Here is an 18,508-nt window from a genome sequence, read left to right on the forward strand (position 1 = left end):
GCACGGGGGAGAGCAGTCATGACCCCAGCATCGTGCGCAGGAGGGTGGCCGCGGATGAGTACCTGTACTCATATCGGGGCGCTGGAGGGCGCGGCCGTTACGCGCCCAGCAGCTCCAGCGCCTCCTCCGCGCCCTCCGCGAAGGAGACCAGCTTGGCCAGCGGAAGCGGAAGGAAGCCCTCGGCCTCCATCCGGGCCATCTGCTGCCGCAGACCGTCGTAGAAGCCCGCGGTGTTGAGGATGACGACCGGCTTGGCGTGCATCCCGTGCTTGCGGAGCTCCAGGATCTCCGTGGCCTCGTCCAGCGTGCCGGTGCCGCCGACCATGACGACGACGGCGTCCGCGCGGTCGAGCAACAGGGCCTTGCGTTCGGCGAGATCGGCAGTGACGATCATCTCGTCGGCGCCGGCCCGCGCCGACGCGCGCAGGAACTCGACGGAGATGCCGACCAGACGACCGCCGGCGCCCTGGACGCCGTCCGCCACGACCTTCATCAGCCCGGAGTCCGAGCCGCCCCACACCAGGCTGTGCCCCCGCTTGCCGAGCAGCTCGGCGAACGCGCGGGCCGCGTCCGTGTAGACGGCGTCCAGCTCGGCGGCCGAGCAGAAGACGCAGATGTTCAGCGGGCGGCGGGCGGAGCGGGCCGGGAAGGACCGGGAGGAGTCGGAGACCATGGCCAACACCTTAGGCGGGAACCGCCGCCAGGGACACATGGTCGTGTGCGGGGACAATTCGCTCGCCCAGCGGCTCACCAAGGAGCTGGCCACGGTGTACGGGCAGGCCGTGACCGTCGTGCTGCCCTCGCTGCGCGGCGGGGACCACGGGCCGCGGATCGCGGAGCTGGTGGAGCGGCGGGAGCTGCGGGTGGACGCGGTGGAGGCGCAGGCCCCGGACGACGAGGCGCTGCGCCGCGCCGGCGTCGAGCGGGCCAGCGCGCTCGCGCTCACCTCCGGCGACGACCAGCTGAACGTCCATATCGCGCTGCGCGCCCGGCGGCTCAACCCGCAGGTGCGGCTGGTCATCCGGATGTTCAACCGCACCCTCGGCGGCTATCTGGAGGGCCTGCTGGACCGCGCCGTACGGGTCGCGGGGCCGGACCTGGACTCCCGGGCCGTCGACGCGTCCACCACCGTGCTGTCCGACTCCGACACCGCGGCGCCCTCGCTGGTGGGCGCCGCCATCGTCGGCAGCGAGAAGGTCGTCAACGCCGAGGGCCTGCTGCTGCGCGCCAAGGAGCGTACCCTGGGCACGGCCGGGCGCCGCGACCCGCTGTGCACCCTCGCGCTGCTGCCCGACGCCGAAGCGGAGGACGCGGACGAGGGCGGCACCGAGGACGAGGGGGACACCTCCCGGTGGTCCTTCCGGTCCCTCGCCCGTACCGGACCGCTGGCCCGTACCGGACCGCTGGCCCGCAACGGCCGCTCCGGGCGCGCGGCCCGCTCCCCGGAGGCCGAGCCGCGCGGCGAGGGGCCGGTCCTGCTGCCGGACGACGCCGCGCTGGCCGGACTGCCCGCGCGGCGCGGCGCCGTGGTGCTGGAGGCGGTCACCGGCAGCACCGGGCCGGCGCCGCCGCGCCCGCCCCGGCTGCCGCGGCTGCGCGCCTTCAAGGAGCTGTTCTCGCGGAAGCTGCGCTACTCGCTGCTGGCGCTGACGGCGGTGGTCGTCGCGCTCGCCGCGTGCAACTGGTGGCTCAGCGGGGACACTCCGGCGCACGCCGGGTACGTCACCCTCCTCGACGTCTTCAGCATCAACGACCCCAAGACCGACGAGCCCGCCGCCGACCAGCTCCTGCAGCTGCTGGCCGGGTTCGCCGGCATGCTGCTGCTGCCGCTGTTCCTGGCGATCGTGCTGGAGAGCTACGGCGCGTTCCGGCAGGCCACCGCGCTGCCGGGGCCGCCGCGCGGGCTCTCCCGGCACGTGGTGCTGCTCGGGCTGGGCAAGGTGGGCGCACGGGTGCTGGAAGAGCTGCTGGAACGGGAGATTCCGGTGGTGTGCGTGGAGCGCGACCCGGAGGCGCGCGGTGTCGCCCTGGCCCGTGAGAAGCGGGTCCCCACACTGATCGCCGACGTCACCGAGAGCGATGTGCTGGAGCGCGCCCGGATCAAGCGGGCCCGCGCTCTGCTCGCCCTCACCAGCAGCGACGCCACCAATCTGGAGGCGTCGCTGTACGCCCGCCGCCTCAAGCCGGAGGTGCGGGTCGTCATGCGGCTGTTCGACGACGAGTTCGCCACCGCCGTCTACCGCACGCTGCGGGACACCTACCCGGCGGCGCAGACCCGCAGCCGCTCCGTCTCCGCGCTGGCCGCGCCCGCGTTCGCCGGGGCGATGATGGGGCGGCAGGTGCTCGGCGCCGTCCCGGTCGGGCGGCGCGTCCTGGTCTTCGCGGCCGTGGACGTGGCGGGCAACCCGCTGCTCCAGGGGCGGACCCTGGCCGAGGCGTTCCGCGCCGGGTCGTGGCGGGCGCTGGCGCGCGCCTCCCCGCACGCCCCGCACTCCCCGCAGGGGGAGGCGCCGGGCGCCGGGGACGGCCCTGCGGCCCCGTACGCCCCGCAGACGGCGCCGTACGGGCCCGACGGCGCCCCGCACCCGGCCGGCGGCAGCGCCGGTGACGAGAGGCCGCTCCAGGCGGGCGAGCGCGTGCTGGTGGCCGCCACCCGCCGGGGGCTGGGCGAACTGCTCGCCCAGTCCCCGGACGGGCTCAGCGGCGCTAGCGTCCCTGGCCCGCGTCCCGTGTGAAGTGGAACACGCCCCACGTCAGCCGCTTCTCCCGGCCGCCGTCCACCCAGTGGGTGAGGCCCTTCTTCATCTGCGCCAGATAGTCCGAACTGACCTTGGAGGCCAGTCCCTCGGCCTCCTGGCGCTCGGTTTCCTGGAGCACCCGCCCGTAGTGCGCCACCAGCTGCTCGCGCAGGTCCTCGAACCCGTCGCCGTCCGCCGGGGTGAAGCCGAGCCGCTTCAGCTCCCGCTGGTAGAAGCCGGGCGAGCCCATGTCGTCCAGGTGGATGCGGTCGAGTATGGGCTGCAGCTTGCTGACCGGGGTGCCGTCGGCGGCCATCGGGTCGGTGAAGATGAGCTGCCCGCCGGGCTTGAGCACCCGCCCGATCTCCTCCAGCACCCGGATGCGGTCGCCGCTGTGCAGGAACGCGTCCTGCGACCAGACGACGTCGACGCTGGAGTCGGGGAACGGGATCTCCTCGAAGGAGCCGTCCACCACCTCGATGCGGTCGGTCAGCCCGCGCTGCGCGTTCAGCTGCCGGTGCCGCTGGTTCTCGACCTCGCTGAGGTTGAGCGCCTGCACCCGGCAGCCGTAGGTCTCGGCGAGGTAACGGGCCGAGCCCCCGAAGCCGGAGCCGAGGTCGAGCACGGTCGACTCGGCGGTCAGCCCGAGCCGGTCGGCCATCCGCGCGACCGTGCGGCGGCTGGCGTCCGCGATGGGCTCCTCGGAGCTCTCATAGAGCCCGATATGAATGTCCTCGCCGCCCCAGACCGAGGCGTAAAAGGTGTCGGCGTCGGGGGAGTTGTAATAGCTCCGGGCCGTGCTGACAGCCCCGGTATAGCCCTCCTCTTCGCCCTCGCCTATGCGGTACTCCTTCTCCGCGACATGGACGAAGAAGTCGGGCTGCTCGTCACGGTAGGTGTGCTGGAAGTCCCCGTACGTGTCGATCTTCTGGAATCCCACGTCGGACATGAGCCGCCGCGTGTAATCCTTGCGCAGCGGGAACATGTTGAGGTAGTACGAGGAGCCGTCGTGGAAGTCGTACCGCATGCGGCACAGGCCCTCGTCCACGTGCTCCGGCTCGACCTTCACGTCGTCGCCGCAGTAGTAGTACGTGTGCTTCGAGGAGTATCCGCGATCCAGCATCGCATCGTAGTTGCGCTGGTCCAGGATCAGGATTCCGTCGTGCTTCAGCATCGCGTAGAACTCGGCCAGCGCCTTGCGCCGGTCGCGCTCCGAGAAGAGATGCGTGAAGGAGTTTCCGAGGCACACGATGGCGTCGTACTCACCGTGAACGTCCCGGTTGAGCCACCGCCAGTCGGCTTGGACCACGCGGAGGATATGGTCCCCGTTTTTCATTCCGTTCTCGAACGCCATGGCGAGCATGTCGGCGCTGCCGTCCGCGCTCACGGTTTCGAAGCCCGCCTCCAGCAGGCGCACCGAATGGAATCCGGTGCCGGTAGCGACATCGAGTACGCTCCGGATGCCCCGCTTTCTGAGCAGGTCGATGAAGAAATTGCCCTCGCTCTCTGTTCGTTTTTCCCAGTCGATGAGGGAGTCCCACTTCTCGACGAAGCTGGGGACATATTCCTCGGTGTAGTGTCCGGTCTCCCGGACCTCAACGGGGTTGTCTCCGAATTCCTGAGCCGGTCGCGCGGTAATGACGAAACCTCCTGTGGAAGAGACGGTGGCCTACGGCGCGGCCACCGAGGACGCAACAGGCTTCGGGTCTCGGAACCGCGCGCGGTCTCCGACGCATAGCTATCCAGAAGGCGGGGATCTATGCCACCAACTCGTACGTCTGACCGGTAGATGGCCATGAAAACCGCCTCCGACCAGCAATTTTCCGTTCCCAGATTTCTGGGGGGCCGGTCCTCGCGAAACCAGGACAGTTGGGTATGCTGCGCAGCCAGTACGACATATCCGTACCTCTCGTACACCACGCATCGAACATGGCGAGAACACATGGCTCAGCGCACTGCGTCCTCTTCGGCCCCCGCGTCCCCCGCGTCCCCCGCGTCCACCGCGGGCCGCAGCCGCGACATCGGCATCGATCTCGGCACCGCCAACACCCTGGTCTACGCCCGCGGACGGGGAGTCATACTCGACGAACCCTCCGTCGTCGCCATCGACTCCCGCAGCGGCAAGGTGCTGGCGGTCGGCACCGAGGCCCGGGAGGCGGTCGGCCGCACACCCGGCTCCATCACCGCCACCCGGCCGCTGAAGGGCGGCGTCATCACGGATTTCGAGGCGACCGAGGGCATGCTGCGGCACTTCATCCGCGCGGCGCGCGGGGGTTCACGCGGCGTCAAGGCCCTGGGCGGCGGCCGTTCACCCCGCGTCGTGGTGTGCGTGCCCAGCGGTGTGACGGGAGTGGAGCGGCGCGCCGTGCTCCAGACCGCGAGCCGCGCCGGCGCCCGTTCGGTCCGGCTGATCGAGGAGCCGATGGCCGCCGCGATCGGCGCGGGCCTGCCGGTGCACGAGGCGCGCGGCTCGATGGTCGTCGACATCGGCGGCGGCAGCACCGAGATCGCCCTCATCTCGCTGGGCGGCATCGTCGCCTCCCGCTCGGTGCGGATCGCGGGCGACGCGATGGACGCCGCCATCGCGGCCTACGTGGACCGGCAGTACGCGATGGAGGTCGGCGAGCGCACCGCGGAGGACATCAAGATGTCGCTCGGCGGCGACGCGCCGGTCCAGGTGCGCGGGCGGGACAAGCACACCGGGATGCCGAAGGTCGTCGACCTGGCGCGGGAGGAGATCCTGACCGCGGTGGACCGGCCGGTGCGGGCCGTCGTGGACGCCGTGCTCGGCGCGTTCGACGACTGCCCGCCGGAGCTGTACGGGGACATCATGGAGCGGGGCATCGTGCTGACCGGCGGCGGTGCGCTGCTCGACGGCCTGGACGACCGGCTGATACGGGAGACCGGGATGCCGGTCCTCGTCGCGGAGGAGCCGCTGGGGTGCGTGGCCCAGGGAACCGGCCGCTGCCTGGAGGAGTACGACAAACTGGACACGGTCTTCGCGGCGTGACCCGTAGCTGCGGGGCGAACCATGCGCCCCGGCCGGGGCGCGCTCAGCCACGGCGCAGCCCGGACGGCAACGGGCCCTGGGGGGGGCAGGAACTGCCCGGCCAGGTTCTTGGCCGGCTGCGCCGTGCGCCGTGGTCGCGCGCGCAGTTCCCCGCGCCCCTCCGGGGCGCATGGTGCACACCGGAGACGCCGGGCACGGGGCGTCAGGGGGCACCCGGGGCCCTGGGAGACCATGGGGGCATGGCAACACATGTGATCACAGGGGCCGGCTCCGGTATCGGGGCCGCCCTCACCCGAACGCTCCTGGACCGCGGCGACACCCTCTACCTCGTCGCCCGCGACGCGGCCCGCGCCACCGAGCTGGCCGACCGGTTCGACGGCGCCCGCACCCTGGTGGGCGACCTCGCGGAGCCCGAGCGCCTCTCCTGGGCGCTCAGCCACCAGACCCTCCCCGAGACCGTGGACTCCCTGCTGCACGTCGCGGGCGTCGTCGAGCTGGGCCCGGTCGCCGAGTTCACCCCCAAGCTGTGGAACGCGACGCTCGCCGCGAACCTCGTGGCCCCCGCCGAGCTGACCCGGCTGCTGCTGCCCCAGCTCCGCCAGGCCCGCGGCCATGTCGTCTTCGTGAACTCGGGCGCGGGCCTGCGCGCCAACCCGGACTGGTCCGCGTACGCGGCCGGCAAGCACGGCCTCAAGGCGCTGGCGGACGCGCTGCGCGCGGAGGAGGCGGACCACGGCGTGCGGGTCACCTCGGTCTATCCGGGCCGCACCGCGACGCCGATGCAGGAGAAGGTGCACCGCATGGAGGGCAAGGAGTACGACCCCGCCCGGTGGATGCCGGCCGAGTCGGTCGCCGCCACCGTCCTCACCGCGCTCGACCTGCCGCGCGGCGCGGAGGTCACGGACCTGTCCGTCCGTCCCGGCGGGCTGGGCGCATGACGGACGGTGCGACGGAGCGTACGGCGCCGGACGGCGTGCCCGGCGGCGCACCCGGTCGCTCCGGTCTCCCGTGGTGGGGCCCCGCCGCCGCGTCCGGCGTGGGCTCGATGCCGGGCACGGACGCGCGCGAGGCGGCGCGTACCGTCACCGGGGAGCTGGCGGGGCCGCCGCACCTGCCGTATCTGCCGGAGCTGCCCGCGCGCGGCCCCGGCGCGGACATGCTGGGCCGCACGGCGGGGATGCTGGCGGAGCTGTACGTCCAGCGGGAGCCCAGCGGCTGGCGGATCGCCGACCGGCCGGGCCGGGACACCCGCCGGGCGCGCGCGTGGCTGGGGGAGGACCTGGACGCGCTGGAGGAGTTCACCCAGGGGTACGGGGGAGCGCTGAAGGTCTCCGCCGCCGGCCCCTGGACGCTGGCCGCCACGCTGGAGCGGCGCAACGGCGAGGCGATGCTGGGCGACCCGGGCGCGGTGCGGGACCTGGCGGCGTCGCTCGCCGAGGGGCTGGCCGGGCATCTGGCGGAGGTGCGGCGCCGGGTGCCGGGCGCCACGCTCGTGCTCCAGTTCGATGAGCCGCTGCTCACCTCGGTGCTGCGGGGCACCGTGCGCACCGCCAGCGGCTACCGCACCCACCCCGCCGTCGACCGCGCCGTGGTGGAGGGCGCGCTGCGCACCCTGATCGAGGCGCACGACGGCCCCGCCGTGGTGCACTCCTGCGCGCCGGACGTCCCCGTGGGGCTGCTGCGCCGCGCGGGCGCCGCCGGGATCTCCCTCGACGCCGAGCTGATCACCGAGCGTGATGACGAGGCGCTGGGCGAGGCGCTGGAGAGTGGAGTCGCGCTGTTCGCGGGTGTCGTGCCGGGGACGGGCGCGGACGGGGCGGACGATGGGGCACTGTCAGACCCGGCCGGTAGCGTCGGGGGTGTCAGGTCGTTGTGGCGCAGAACGGGGCTGGCGGCGGGGCTGCTCGCGGAGTCGGTCGTGCTCACCCCGGCGTGCGGGCTGGCGGGTGCCTCGCCCGCGTACGCACGGCGGGCGCTGGCGCACTGCGTCCGGGCCGCCGCGGTGCTCGCTGACGACCCTGAGTGAGCAGTTGAGCGTAGGGCGCCCGGCGAACTCTTGGCGGGAATAGCGACACGGGAGGACGAAACGGTGGCTGGCGAACAGGACGCGGCGGTGCCCGCCGAGGCCCGCGAGCGGCACGCGCGGCTCGCGGAGCAGATCGAGGAGCACCGCTTCCGGTACTACGTCAAGGACGCGCCCGTCGTCAGCGACGCCGAGTTCGACCGGCTGCTGCGCGAGCTGGAGGGCCTGGAGGGGGAGCATCCGCCGCTGCGGACGCCCGACTCCCCCACACAGAAGGTCGCGGGGCAGTACGAGACGGAGTTCACCGAGGTCGAGCACCGCGAGCGGATGCTCTCGCTGGACAACGCGTTCGACGACGAGGAGCTCGGCGAGTGGGCCGACCGCATCGCCCGCGAGCTGGAGGGCGTGGACTACCACTTCCTGTGCGAGCTGAAGATCGACGGCCTCGCCGTCAACCTCACCTACGAGCACGGCCGCCTCACCCGCGCCGCCACCCGGGGCGACGGGCGCACCGGCGAGGACATCACGCCCAACGTGCGCACCATCGCGGACATCCCCGAGCGGCTCGGCGGGGAGCGGGTCCCCGAGCTGGTCGAGGTCAGGGGCGAGGTCTTCTTCCCCATGGAGCGCTTCGAGGAGCTGAACGCGCGGCTGGTCCAGGACGGTGAGAAGCCGTTCGCCAACCCGCGCAACGCGGCGGCCGGCTCGCTGCGCCAGAAGGACCCGCGGGTGACGGCCACCCGCCCGCTGCACATGGTGGTGCACGGCATCGGCGCCCGCGAGGGCTTCGAAGCGGCCGATTTCGACCGCCTCTCGCACGCGTACGACCTGCTGCGCGAGTGGGGCCTGCCCACCTCCACGCACAACCGCGTGGTGGACGGCCTGCAGGGCGTGCGCGACTTCATCGCGTACTACGGCGAGCACCGCCACTCCGTGGAGCACGAGATCGACGGCGTGGTCGTCAAGCTGGACGAGATCCCGCTGCAGGGCCGGCTGGGCTCCACCTCCCGCGCCCCGCGCTGGGCCATCGCCTGGAAGTACGCGCCGGAGGAGGTCAACACCAAGCTGGCGGACATCCGGGTGGGCGTCGGCCGCACCGGCCGGGTCACGCCGTACGCCGTGGTGGAGCCGGTGACGGTGGCGGGCTCCGAGGTCGAGTTCGCCACGCTGCACAACCAGGAGGTCGTCAAGTCCAAGGGGGTCCTGATCGGGGACACCGTCGTGCTGCGCAAGGCGGGCGATGTGATCCCGGAGATCCTGGGCCCGGTGGCCGACCTGCGGGACGGCACGGAGCGGGAGTTCGAGATGCCCGCCGAGTGCCCGGAGTGCGGCGCGCCGCTGCAGCCCATGAAGGAGGGGGACATCGATCTGCGGTGCCCCAACGCCCGCTCCTGCCCCGCCCAGCTGCGGGAGCGGCTGTTCTATCTCGCGGGCCGCAAGTGCCTGGACATCGAGCACTTCGGCTATGTGGTGGCCGGCGCGCTGACCCAGCCGCTGGAGCCCGCCGAGCCCCCGCTGCGGGACGAGGGCGGGCTGTTCGACCTGACCGTGGACGACCTGCTGCCCATCGTCTCGTACGTGGTGGACCAGGACAGCGGGCTGCCCAAGCGGGACCCGGAGACGGGCGAGGAGAAGAAGGTCACCCTCTTCGCCAACCTCCAGGGCGAGCCGAAGAAGAACACCCTCGCCATGCTGGAGAAGATCGAGGAGGCCAAGAGCCGCCCGCTGGCCCGGATCCTCACCGGGCTGTCGATCCGTCATGTGGGCCCGGTCGCGGCGGAGGCGCTGGCCCGCGAGTTCCGCTCGGTCGACCGGATCGCCGAGGCCGACGAGGAGGAGCTGGCCGCCACCGAGGGCGTGGGGCCGACGATCGCGGCGTCCCTGAAGGCGTGGTTCGCCGAGGACTGGCACCGGGAGATCGTGGAGCGCTGGCGGGCCGCGGGCGTGCGGATGGCCGAGGAGGACACCGGCGAGGAGGGCCCCCGCCCGCTGGAGGGCGTCACGGTCGTGGTCACCGGCACCCTCGCCACCCACACCCGGGACGCCGCGAAGGCCGCGCTCCAGGAGCGCGGCGCGAAGGTCACCGGCTCGGTGTCGAAGAAGACGGGCTTCGTCGTCGTGGGCGACAACCCCGGATCGAAGTACGACAAGGCCGTGCAGCTGAAGGTGCCGGTGCTGGACGACGACGGCCTCGGCGTCCTGCTGGACCAGGGTCCGGACGCGGCACGCGAGGTGGCCCGGATCGGCGCGGACGGCGCGGACGGCGCGGACGCGGACGAGCCCGCGCAGGAGTCCGGGGAAGGCTAGGCCCCGGGCCCAGGAGCGCTCCCGCACGGCCGGACAGGCCCCGGGGCGCGGGGAGTCGGGGACGGCGGCAGGCGTACGGTACGGGAGGTCAGCGGGGGAGTGCGGAGGGAAGCGGGGAGTGTGAGAAAGACCGCCGGTGCGCGTAGGGCGCATTCAGGGCAACCCCGGCCGATCGCTGCCCCTCTCCCCAATCAGCGGCCTACTGTTGACATAAGCCTGTCGTGGCGAGGGCAGGCGCGGACGGCTGCGAGAGGGACCAGGATGCTGGAATTCTCCGGGGGACCCCGACCCCCGCACTCCCGCCTGCCCTCGGAAGGCGGCAAAGGCGGCAGGGGAGCGAAAGGCACCAAGGGGCAGCGCGCCGCCGACGACGGCGGCGGGCCCGGCTCGGGAAGCGAGGAAGTGCCCTGGCTCCAGCGGTTCGTGGCGGTGCGTCCGCCGATGCTGCCCGCGCTCACCGTCGTCATGGCGGCCGCCACGCTGGCCGTCGGCGTCTTCCGGGTGCTGCGCGGCGGGCACGCGCTCTTCCCCGGGTCCACCGCGGGCTGGTCGTTCGCCGTGCTCACCGGCTGCGTCGTCGCGCATCTGATCACCATGGGCCGGGACCGCTGGTGGAGCGGCACGGGCTCGGGCGCCGCGCTCACCCTCTCGATCCTGCTGCTGTACGGCTGGGTGCCCGCCGTGCTGGTCAGCCTCGCGGTGGTGGTGCTGGTCGGTGCGGCCCGGCGGCGGCGCTGGCGGCAGGCGCTGGTGCACGGCGCCATCGACATCCTCGGGATCGGCGCGGGGGATCTGGCGCTCGCCGCCTTCGGCGACCACCCTTCGGCCGAGCACCCGTGGGAGCCCGCCGGCTGGAGCCTGTCGGCGGCCCCGGAGATCGTGCTGGCCGCGGGGTGCTATCTGTTCGTCACCCGGGCCCTGCTGTGGTTCTCCTTCACGCCCGGCGGCACGGCGAAGGGGCTGCCGACCGTGCTGCGCACCGCGTTCCTCCGGCAGTGCCTGGTCGGCGCCGCGCTGCTCGGGCTCGCTCCGCTGATCGCGGCCGTCGCGATGCACAAGCCGGTGCTGCTCCCGCTGTTCGCGGTCGCGCTGATCGCGCTGGACTCCACGCTGTGGATCGCCCGCGCCCGCGCCGAGGAGCAACTGCGCGACCCGCTCACCGGCCTGCCCAACCGGCAGTGGCTGCTGGAGCGCACCTGGACCGCGCTGGACGAGGCCGACCGTACGGGCATGCGCTCCGCGCTCGTCCTGATCGACCTCGACCGCTTCCGCTCCGTCAACGACACCCTCGGCCATCTCGCCGGGGACCGGCTGCTGCTGCAGATAGCGGAGCGGCTGCGCACGGCGCTGCCGCGCGGGGCGGAGGCCGCGCGGCTCGGCGGTGACGAGTTCGCGGTGCTGCTCCCCGTCGCCGACTCCACGACCAGCGCGCAGCGCGTCGCCCGCGGCCTCGTCTCGGCCCTCAGCTCCCCGCTCGACCTGGACGGCCTCACCCTGGTGCTGGAGGCCAGCGCGGGCGTCGCCGTCTTCCCCGAGCACGCGCGCGAGGCGGAGGGCCTGCTGCGCCGCGCGGACGTGGCGATGTACGAGGCCAAGCGGGACCGCACGGCCGTCGAGGTCTACGAGGCCACGCGGGACGGCAACACCCCGGACCGCCTCGGCCTGCTGGCCGACCTGCGACGGGCGCTGGACGCCGGCGAGGTCGAGCTGCACTACCAGCCGAAGGTCGGCTTCGACGGCACGGTCTCCGGGCTCGAGGCCCTGGTGCGCTGGGTGCACCCGGAGCGCGGCCGGGTCCCCCCGGACGAGTTCATCGCCATCGCCGAGACCTCCGGGCTGATGCCCCGGCTGACGGAGTACGTCCTGGAGACGGCGCTGGCCCAGGTCGCGAGCTGGCGCTCCTGCGGGCTGACCGTCCCGGTCGCGGTGAACGTCTCCCCGCGCGATGTGCACTCGCCCGGCTTCGCGGGCGCCGTCGCGGCGCGGCTGGCCCGCCACGGGGTCCCGCCGGGCGCCCTCCAGCTGGAGATAACGGAGCACGTCCTGCTGGAGGACCCCACCCGCGCGGCCGACACCCTCGCCGGGCTGACCGGGCACGGCGTGAAGATGTCCCTGGACGACTTCGGCACGGGCTACTCCTCGCTGGTCCATCTGCGGCGGCTGCCGGTCAGCGAGCTGAAGATCGACCGCTCGTTCGTGGCCCGCCTCGCCGTCGACACCGAGGACGCGGAGATCGTCCGCTGCACGGTCGACCTCGCGCACTCCCTCGGGCTCAAGGTCGTCGCGGAGGGCGTGGAGGACGACGAGACCTGGGAGCGGCTGCGCGACCTGGGGTGCGACGCGGTGCAGGGCTGGCTGGTGGCCGCGGCGATGCCGCCGGTGGAGACGACGGCGTGGCTGCGCGCCAGGGAAGCGACCGCGAGGTCGGTCCCGGGCCCCACAGCCCGCACCCCCTGACCCCGCTCGCCGGCATCGGGGCTCCCCGGACGCCCCCGGACGCCGCCGGACGCCTCCGGGCACCCCCCCGGACACGGGGCACGGCGGCGTCCGGCCGTACCCCGCGGCAAAGCCCTTCGCGGGCACCGTGCGCGGGCCCATAGGATTGGGGCGGAAAATCCACCACTCACCCAGAGGATCGCTGCATGCCTGGCATCTCGCGCGAGGAGGTCGCCCACCTCGCGAGGCTGGCGCGTCTGGAGCTGAAGGACGAAGAGCTCGATCACTTCGCCGGACAGCTCGATGACATCATCGGGGCGGTCGCCACCGTCTCGGATGTCGCGGACGAGGACGTCCCGCCGACCTCCCACCCGCTGCCCCTGACCAATGTGATGCGCCCGGACGAGGTCCGGCCCTCGCTCACGTCCGCGCAGGCCCTGGACCAGGCGCCCGCGCAGGAGCAGCAGCGTTTCAAGGTGCCGCAGATCCTGGGGGAGGAGTGAGCGGGATGACGACGGACCCGACCCGGCTGACCGCGGCAGAGCTGGCCGCCAGGATCGCGGACGGCGAGCTGACCGCCGTCGAGGTGACCGAGGCGCATCTGGCCCGGATCGGCGCCGTGGACGAGAAGGTGCACGCGTTCCTGCACGTCGACCGCGAGGGCGCGCTCGCCCAGGCGCGCGCGGTGGACGCCAAGCGGGAGCGCGGCGAGCCGCTGGGCCCGCTGGCGGGCGTGCCGCTCGCGCTGAAGGACATCTTCACCACCCAGGGGGTCCCGACCACCGTGGGCTCGAAGATCCTGGAGGGCTGGATCCCGCCGTACGACGCGACCGTCACCCGGCGCCTCAAGGACGCCGACGTCGTGATCCTCGGCAAGACCAACATGGACGAGTTCGCCATGGGGTCCTCGACGGAGAACAGCGCGTTCGGCCCCACCGGCAACCCGTGGGACCTGACCCGCGTCCCCGGCGGCTCCGGCGGCGGCTCGGCCGCCTCCCTCGCCGCCTACGAGGCGCCGCTGGCCATCGGCACGGACACCGGCGGCTCGATCCGCCAGCCCGCCGCCGTCACCGGCACGGTCGGCGTGAAGCCGACCTACGGCGGGGTGTCCCGCTACGGCATGGTGGCCTTCTCGTCCTCCCTGGACCAGGGCGGCCCCTGCGCCCGCACGGTCCTGGACGCCGCGCTGCTGCACAGCGTGATCGCCGGGCACGACGCGCTGGACTCCACCTCCATCGACCAGCCGGTGCCGGACGTGGTGGAGGCCGCGCGGAACGGCAGCGTCGAGGGCCTGCGGGTCGGCGTCGTCAAGGAGTTCCGCGGCGAGGGCTACCAGGCCGGGGTGGTGCAGCGGTTCGACGAGGCCGTCGGGCTGCTGCGCGAGCTGGGCGCCGAGGTCGTGGAGATCTCCTGCCCGTCCTTCACCAAGGGCCTCGCCGCTTACTACCTGATCGCGCCCTCCGAGTGCTCCTCCAACCTCGCCCGCTTCGACGCGATGCGCTACGGCCTGCGGGTGGGCGACGACGGGGCGCACTCCGCCGAGGAGGTCACGGCCCTCACCCGGGAGGCCGGGTTCGGGGACGAGGTCAAGCGCCGGGTGATGCTCGGCACCTACGCGCTCAGCTCCGGCTACTACGACGCGTACTACGGCTCGGCGCAGAAGGTCCGCACCCTCATCACCCGCGACTTCGAGAAGGCGTTCGAGCAGGTGGATGTGGTGGTCTCGCCCACCACCCCCACCACCGCGTTCCCGATCGGCGAGCGCGTGGACGACCCGATGGCGATGTACCTCGCCGACGTCTGCACGCTCCCGTCCAACCTGGCGGGCAACGCCGCGATGTCCCTGCCCTGCGGCCTCGCACCCGAGGACGGACTCCCGGTGGGGCTCCAGATCATCGCCCCCGCCCTGGCCGATGACCGGCTCTACCGTGTCGGTGCGGCGGTCGAAGCCGCCTACCAGGCACGTTGGGGTCACCCGCTGCTTGAGGAGGCACCGTCACTGTGACCGCGAAATCCGGAACGCTGAGCAAGGCCAAGGACTTCAAGAAGTCGAAGCCCGGCACGTACCTGTCCATCGGCAGCACCCTGTTCGGCGCCGTCAGCGTCGCCAAGCAGGTGCGGAAGGCGCGGGAGGAAGCCGACATCCTCAAGCTGGTGGACGCGGCCGTCTCCGCCGCCGCCATCGCGACGGGTGTCGCGCTGCTCGTCCGCGAGCTGCGCCGGATGAACTCCGACGACGTCCTCGCGGACGACTGAGCGGACGAGACAGAGAGGTTCGTTTCCGTGACCACCGTCACCGACCTGGTGCCGTACGAGGACGCGCTGGCGTCCTTCGACCCCGTGATGGGCCTGGAGGTCCATGTCGAGCTGGGCACCAGGACCAAGATGTTCTGCGGCTGCGCGACGGAGCTGGGCGCCGACCCCAACAGCCAGGTCTGCCCGACCTGCCTGGGCCTGCCCGGCGCGCTGCCCGTCGTCAACGCCACCGGCGTCGAGTCCGCCGTCCGTATCGGCCTGGCGCTGCACTGCGAGATCGCCGAGTGGTGCCGCTTCGCCCGGAAGAACTACTTCTATCCGGACATGCCGAAGAACTTCCAGACCAGCCAGTACGACGAGCCCATCGCGTACAACGGCTACCTGGACGTCCAGCTGGAGGACGGCGAGGTCTTCCGCGTAGAGATCGAGCGCGCCCACATGGAGGAGGACACCGGCAAGTCGACCCACGTGGGCGGCGCCACCGGCCGGATCCACGGCGCCTCGCACTCCCTCCTGGACTACAACCGGGCCGGCATCCCGCTGATCGAGATCGTCACCAAGCCGATCGTGGGCGCCGGCGAGCGCGCCCCGGAGGTGGCCAAGGCGTACGTCGCCGAGCTCCGCGAGCTGATCAAGGCGCTCGGCGTCTCCGAGGCCCGGATGGAGATGGGCCAGATGCGCTGCGACGTCAACCTGTCGCTGAGGCCGAGCGGCGAGGAGAGGTTCGGCACCCGCTCGGAGACCAAGAACGTCAACTCCCTCCGCAGCGTGGAGCGCGCCGCGCGCTACGAGATCCAGCGCCACGCCGCCGTCCTCTCCTCGGGCGGCGCCATCGTCCAGGAGACCCGGCACTTCCACGAGGACGACGGCTCCACCACGTCGGGCCGCGTCAAGGAGGAGGCCGAGGACTACCGCTACTTCCCCGAGCCGGACCTGGTGCCGGTCGCCCCGCCGAAGGAGTGGGTCGAGGAGCTGCGCGGCACCCTCCCGGAGCTCCCCCGGCTGCGCCGCAACCGGCTCCGCGAGGAGTGGGGCATCACCCAGCACGAGATGCAGTCCGTGCTGAACGCGGGCGCGGTGGACCTCATCGTCGCGACGACGGAGGCGGGCGCCGACGCGCCGTCGGCCCGCAAGTGGTGGATGGGCGAGCTGGCCCGCCGCGCCAACGAGGACGGCGTGGACCTGGCCGCCCTGCCGATCACCCCGGCGGACGTGGCCCGCGTCGCAGCGCTGGTCGCCGAGGGCTCCCTCAACGACAAGCTGGCCCGCCAGACGATCGAGGGCGTGCTGGCGGGCGAGGGCACGCCGGACGAGGTCGTCGAGAAGCGCGGCCTGAAGGTCGTCTCCGACGACGGCGCGCTGGGCGCGGCCGTCGACGAGGCGATTGCCGGCAACCCGGCCGTCGCCGACAAGATCCGCGGCGGCAAGGTGGCGGCGGCCGGTGCCCTGGTCGGAGCCGTCATGAAGGCGACCCGCGGCCAGGCCGACGCCGCCCGCGTGAAAGAGCTGATCCTGGAACGGCTCGGCGTGGAGGGCTGACCCCCGTATTTCCGACCGCCCTTGGGAGGGGCCCCGCACGGCTGCGGGGCCCCTCCGCGCTGTCCGGCTCAGCGGAGCGACGCGACGAACGCGGCCCAGCTTTCGCGGGGGAAGCGGATGACAGGGCCGGTGCCCTGGTGTTTGGTGTCCCGTACGGGGATGTCGGGCTGGTTGGTGGCGAGTTGAACGCAGTCGCCCTGCGCGCCACTGTAGGTGCTGGTGCGCCAGGTGAGGGCGACCTCTATGCACTCGCCTTGGCCGCCACTGTAGGTGCTGGTGCACCACGCTGGCGCAGGTACGTGGCCTCTCTCGTTCATGATCTGTGCTCCTCGGCAATACGGCGGATCAGCTCAAGCGACTCCGTCGCTGGCAGCGCCGTCGTACGTGCATCGTCGAAGAGCGCCTGGTAACGCCTGACACCCGGTTCGCGCTCAATCCAAGTGTTTCCGGTGACGGTCTCTGTCAGGACGAGGTCCAGCGCTGACAACTGCGGAAAGCTCAGCAGCAAGTACGGCCCGAACATACATGAGTGTGCACCGCACGAGAACGGCAGTACCTGGACGGTGATGTTGCTCCGCTCCGCCATGGTCAGCAGCGAGTTGAGTTGAGTCCGCATGAGGTCGGGTCCGCCCACACGTTGGCGCAAGGCTCCCTCAGCGATGACGGCCCAGAACTCCAACGGGTCATCGCCGATTAGCCGTTCCTGCCGCGCGAGGCGCACCTGAACGACCTGTTCGATCTCCTCGGGGGTCTCCCAGGTGCGCGACGCCACGGACATTGCACGCACGTACTCCGGGGTCTGCAGCAGGCCAGGGATCAACTGCACCTGGAACGTCCGGATACTGGAGCAGATCGCTTCCATCTCGATCTGATCCCGGTAGCTGTCGCTGAGCACCTCGCTGTACTGGTGCCACCAGCCGTCGCGGCGACGCCGATTCGCCCGGCGGGTCAGGGTGGCAAGGCGCTCGCGCGCTTCTGGGTCTTCGACGCCGTACGCCTGAACGAGGGCGCTCAGATCCGGCCCCCGCACGGGAACGTGACCGTTCTCGATGCGGCTGATCTTCGCTTTGGTGCAGTCGAGCGCTTCGGCGGCGTCGGCCATGGAGACCCCTGCCGCTTCGCGGAACCTACGTAGCTCGTCGCCCAGTTGGCGGCCCAGCACGGTCGAAGGTTTGACGGATGGCATGGCTACTGCCTAGCAGAGGGGCCCATGCGTGGACACGCGACTACTCGAAAGAGTGAATATTATCCCGTGAACTCCATGCAACGTTACTCGGAGTGCTTTCGTGGGTGGCCCGACATCAGGGAGCTGCCATGCCCGAAGCGATCAATTCGACCCCGTACGAGCTGTACTGTCGCCTCCCGCGGACGCGGAAAACGGTGCCGAGGGCGCGGGCTCTTCTCCGGGCTGCGACGGACGCGTGGGCGCTGGACGCCGACACCGCGTACTCCGCGCAGCTCATCCTCTCCGAGCTGGTCACCAACGCGATCCGGGTGCCCGCGCCCGTCGGCCGCCAGGTCGCCGTACGGGCCGTCCGCCAGGACGAGGCGACCCTCCGGCTCTCCGTCGGCGACGCGGGCGACGGCGCACCCGAACCCCGGGACCCGGCGCCCGGCGAGAACGAGTCGGGGTACGGCCTCTTCCTCGTCGCGGCCCTCGCCCACCGCTGGGGCACGGAGCCCCGCCCGTGCGGCATCGGCAAGGACGTGTGGGCCGAGCTGCGCGCCCCGGCGTCCGAGGGGGAGGTGACGGCGTCGGCCCTCACCGTCCGCGCCGGACAGCGGGTACGGGCGCACGGCGCGTGGCGCACGGTCCGCTCCGTGCGGAGCGAGCGGTTCGCGACGGGCGGCCTCGCCATCGTCCTCGGCCTGGATGACGGCCCAGCTCTCCGCGTACCGGCGACGCACCCGCTCACGGTGCGGCCGGGGCGTGCCGGCCACGCACGCTGACCCGACCCCTTGGGCGCAGGCTCCTCCCTTCGGGGAGGGGTTAGCCCGTCCTCGTGCCGGAGCCGCGCAGCGGCGGAGTTCGCTGCGTTGTCAGTGGCGTGCACTATGTTGATCACGCTAGTTGGAGGGGGGTGTTCCTGTTGTTGTCCGGCCGCCGGTACCGTCTCGCGCTCACGCCTGAACAGGCAGAGATGTGCGAGGAGTTCGGGAACATCTGTCGGTCTGTGTGGAACACCGCCCTCCACCAGC

At 72.4% G+C, this 18,508-nt stretch carries 16 protein-coding genes; 12 read left to right on the forward strand and 4 right to left on the reverse strand.

The window, feature by feature from the left end:
* Nucleotides 1–97 precede the first annotated feature (97 nt).
* Complete coding sequence (locus G5C65_RS12240) at nucleotides 98–622, reverse strand: LOG family protein (RefSeq protein WP_165298816.1); 525 nt, start codon at nucleotides 620–622, stop codon at nucleotides 98–100.
* A gap of 49 nt (nucleotides 623–671) precedes the next feature.
* On the opposite strand from G5C65_RS12240, the gene G5C65_RS12245 reads away from it, so the two are divergent.
* Nucleotides 672–2,735 carry an NAD-binding protein gene (locus G5C65_RS12245; RefSeq protein WP_338146345.1) on the forward strand — a complete coding sequence of 688 codons (2,064 nt, stop codon included), beginning with the start codon at nucleotides 672–674 and terminating at the stop codon, nucleotides 2,733–2,735.
* Here the strand turns inward: G5C65_RS12245 and G5C65_RS12250 are convergent.
* Nucleotides 2,707–4,377: a glycine/sarcosine N-methyltransferase gene (locus G5C65_RS12250; RefSeq protein ID WP_165298818.1), complete on the reverse strand. Its 1,671-nt coding sequence runs from the start codon at nucleotides 4,375–4,377 to the stop codon at nucleotides 2,707–2,709. The genes G5C65_RS12245 and G5C65_RS12250 overlap by 29 nt on opposite strands.
* 303 nt (nucleotides 4,378–4,680) lie before the next feature.
* Here G5C65_RS12250 and mreB point away from each other — a divergent pair, with 303 nt between their 5' ends.
* From mreB to gatB, 9 genes are all read left to right on the forward strand, one after another.
* A complete protein-coding gene (gene mreB, locus G5C65_RS12255; RefSeq protein ID WP_165298805.1) occupies nucleotides 4,681–5,748 on the forward strand; it encodes a rod shape-determining protein in 1,068 nt (355 codons plus the stop codon).
* A gap of 239 nt (nucleotides 5,749–5,987) precedes the next feature.
* Complete coding sequence (locus G5C65_RS12260) at nucleotides 5,988–6,686, forward strand: SDR family oxidoreductase (RefSeq protein WP_165298806.1); 699 nt, start codon at nucleotides 5,988–5,990, stop codon at nucleotides 6,684–6,686.
* A 107-nt stretch (nucleotides 6,687–6,793) separates the two neighbouring features.
* Complete coding sequence (locus G5C65_RS12265; protein ID WP_241265739.1) at nucleotides 6,794–7,774, forward strand: methionine synthase; 981 nt, start codon at nucleotides 6,794–6,796, stop codon at nucleotides 7,772–7,774.
* Nucleotides 7,775–7,837: 63 nt separating this feature from the next.
* Complete coding sequence (ligA, locus tag G5C65_RS12270; protein WP_165298808.1) at nucleotides 7,838–10,078, forward strand: NAD-dependent DNA ligase LigA; 2,241 nt, start codon at nucleotides 7,838–7,840, stop codon at nucleotides 10,076–10,078.
* Between the two features lie 261 nt (nucleotides 10,079–10,339).
* On the forward strand, nucleotides 10,340–12,535 hold the full coding sequence (locus G5C65_RS12275; RefSeq protein WP_206441698.1) for a putative bifunctional diguanylate cyclase/phosphodiesterase: 2,196 nt from the start codon (nucleotides 10,340–10,342) through the stop codon (nucleotides 12,533–12,535).
* A gap of 185 nt (nucleotides 12,536–12,720) precedes the next feature.
* Nucleotides 12,721–13,017, forward strand: coding sequence for an Asp-tRNA(Asn)/Glu-tRNA(Gln) amidotransferase subunit GatC (gene gatC, locus G5C65_RS12280; RefSeq protein WP_165298809.1), 297 nt, complete (start codon nucleotides 12,721–12,723; stop codon nucleotides 13,015–13,017).
* A 5-nt stretch (nucleotides 13,018–13,022) separates the two neighbouring features.
* Complete coding sequence (gatA, locus tag G5C65_RS12285) at nucleotides 13,023–14,519, forward strand: Asp-tRNA(Asn)/Glu-tRNA(Gln) amidotransferase subunit GatA (RefSeq protein WP_165298810.1); 1,497 nt, start codon at nucleotides 13,023–13,025, stop codon at nucleotides 14,517–14,519.
* Entirely contained in the window at nucleotides 14,516–14,770 is a 255-nt protein-coding gene (locus G5C65_RS12290) for a hypothetical protein (protein ID WP_165298811.1), read from the forward strand. Before gatA ends, G5C65_RS12290 begins: the two co-directional genes overlap by 4 nt.
* Before the next feature lie 27 nt (nucleotides 14,771–14,797).
* Nucleotides 14,798–16,309, forward strand: coding sequence for an Asp-tRNA(Asn)/Glu-tRNA(Gln) amidotransferase subunit GatB (gene gatB / locus G5C65_RS12295; protein ID WP_165298812.1), 1,512 nt, complete (start codon nucleotides 14,798–14,800; stop codon nucleotides 16,307–16,309).
* A 68-nt stretch (nucleotides 16,310–16,377) separates the two neighbouring features.
* Here the strand turns inward: gatB and G5C65_RS12300 are convergent, their stop codons facing one another.
* Nucleotides 16,378–16,626, reverse strand: coding sequence for a DUF397 domain-containing protein (locus tag G5C65_RS12300; protein WP_165298813.1), 249 nt, complete (start codon nucleotides 16,624–16,626; stop codon nucleotides 16,378–16,380).
* Nucleotides 16,623–17,495 (reverse strand): helix-turn-helix domain-containing protein, encoded by an 873-nt coding sequence (locus G5C65_RS12305; RefSeq protein ID WP_165298814.1) that lies wholly within the window; start codon nucleotides 17,493–17,495, stop codon nucleotides 16,623–16,625. The genes G5C65_RS12300 and G5C65_RS12305 overlap by 4 nt, the downstream gene beginning before the upstream one ends.
* Before the next feature lie 128 nt (nucleotides 17,496–17,623).
* Between G5C65_RS12305 and G5C65_RS12310 the strand changes: the two genes are divergently transcribed.
* Both G5C65_RS12310 and G5C65_RS40105 read left to right on the forward strand, forming a co-directional pair.
* Entirely contained in the window at nucleotides 17,624–18,259 is a 636-nt protein-coding gene (locus tag G5C65_RS12310; RefSeq protein WP_165298815.1) for an ATP-binding protein, read from the forward strand.
* 131 nt (nucleotides 18,260–18,390) lie between these two features.
* Nucleotides 18,391–18,508: helix-turn-helix domain-containing protein (locus G5C65_RS40105; RefSeq protein ID WP_338146348.1), on the forward strand; the 118-nt coding region annotated here is incomplete at its 3' end.

The organism is Streptomyces boncukensis (assembly GCF_011045075.1).
Classification (GTDB): Bacteria; Actinomycetota; Actinomycetes; order Streptomycetales; family Streptomycetaceae; genus Streptomyces; species Streptomyces boncukensis.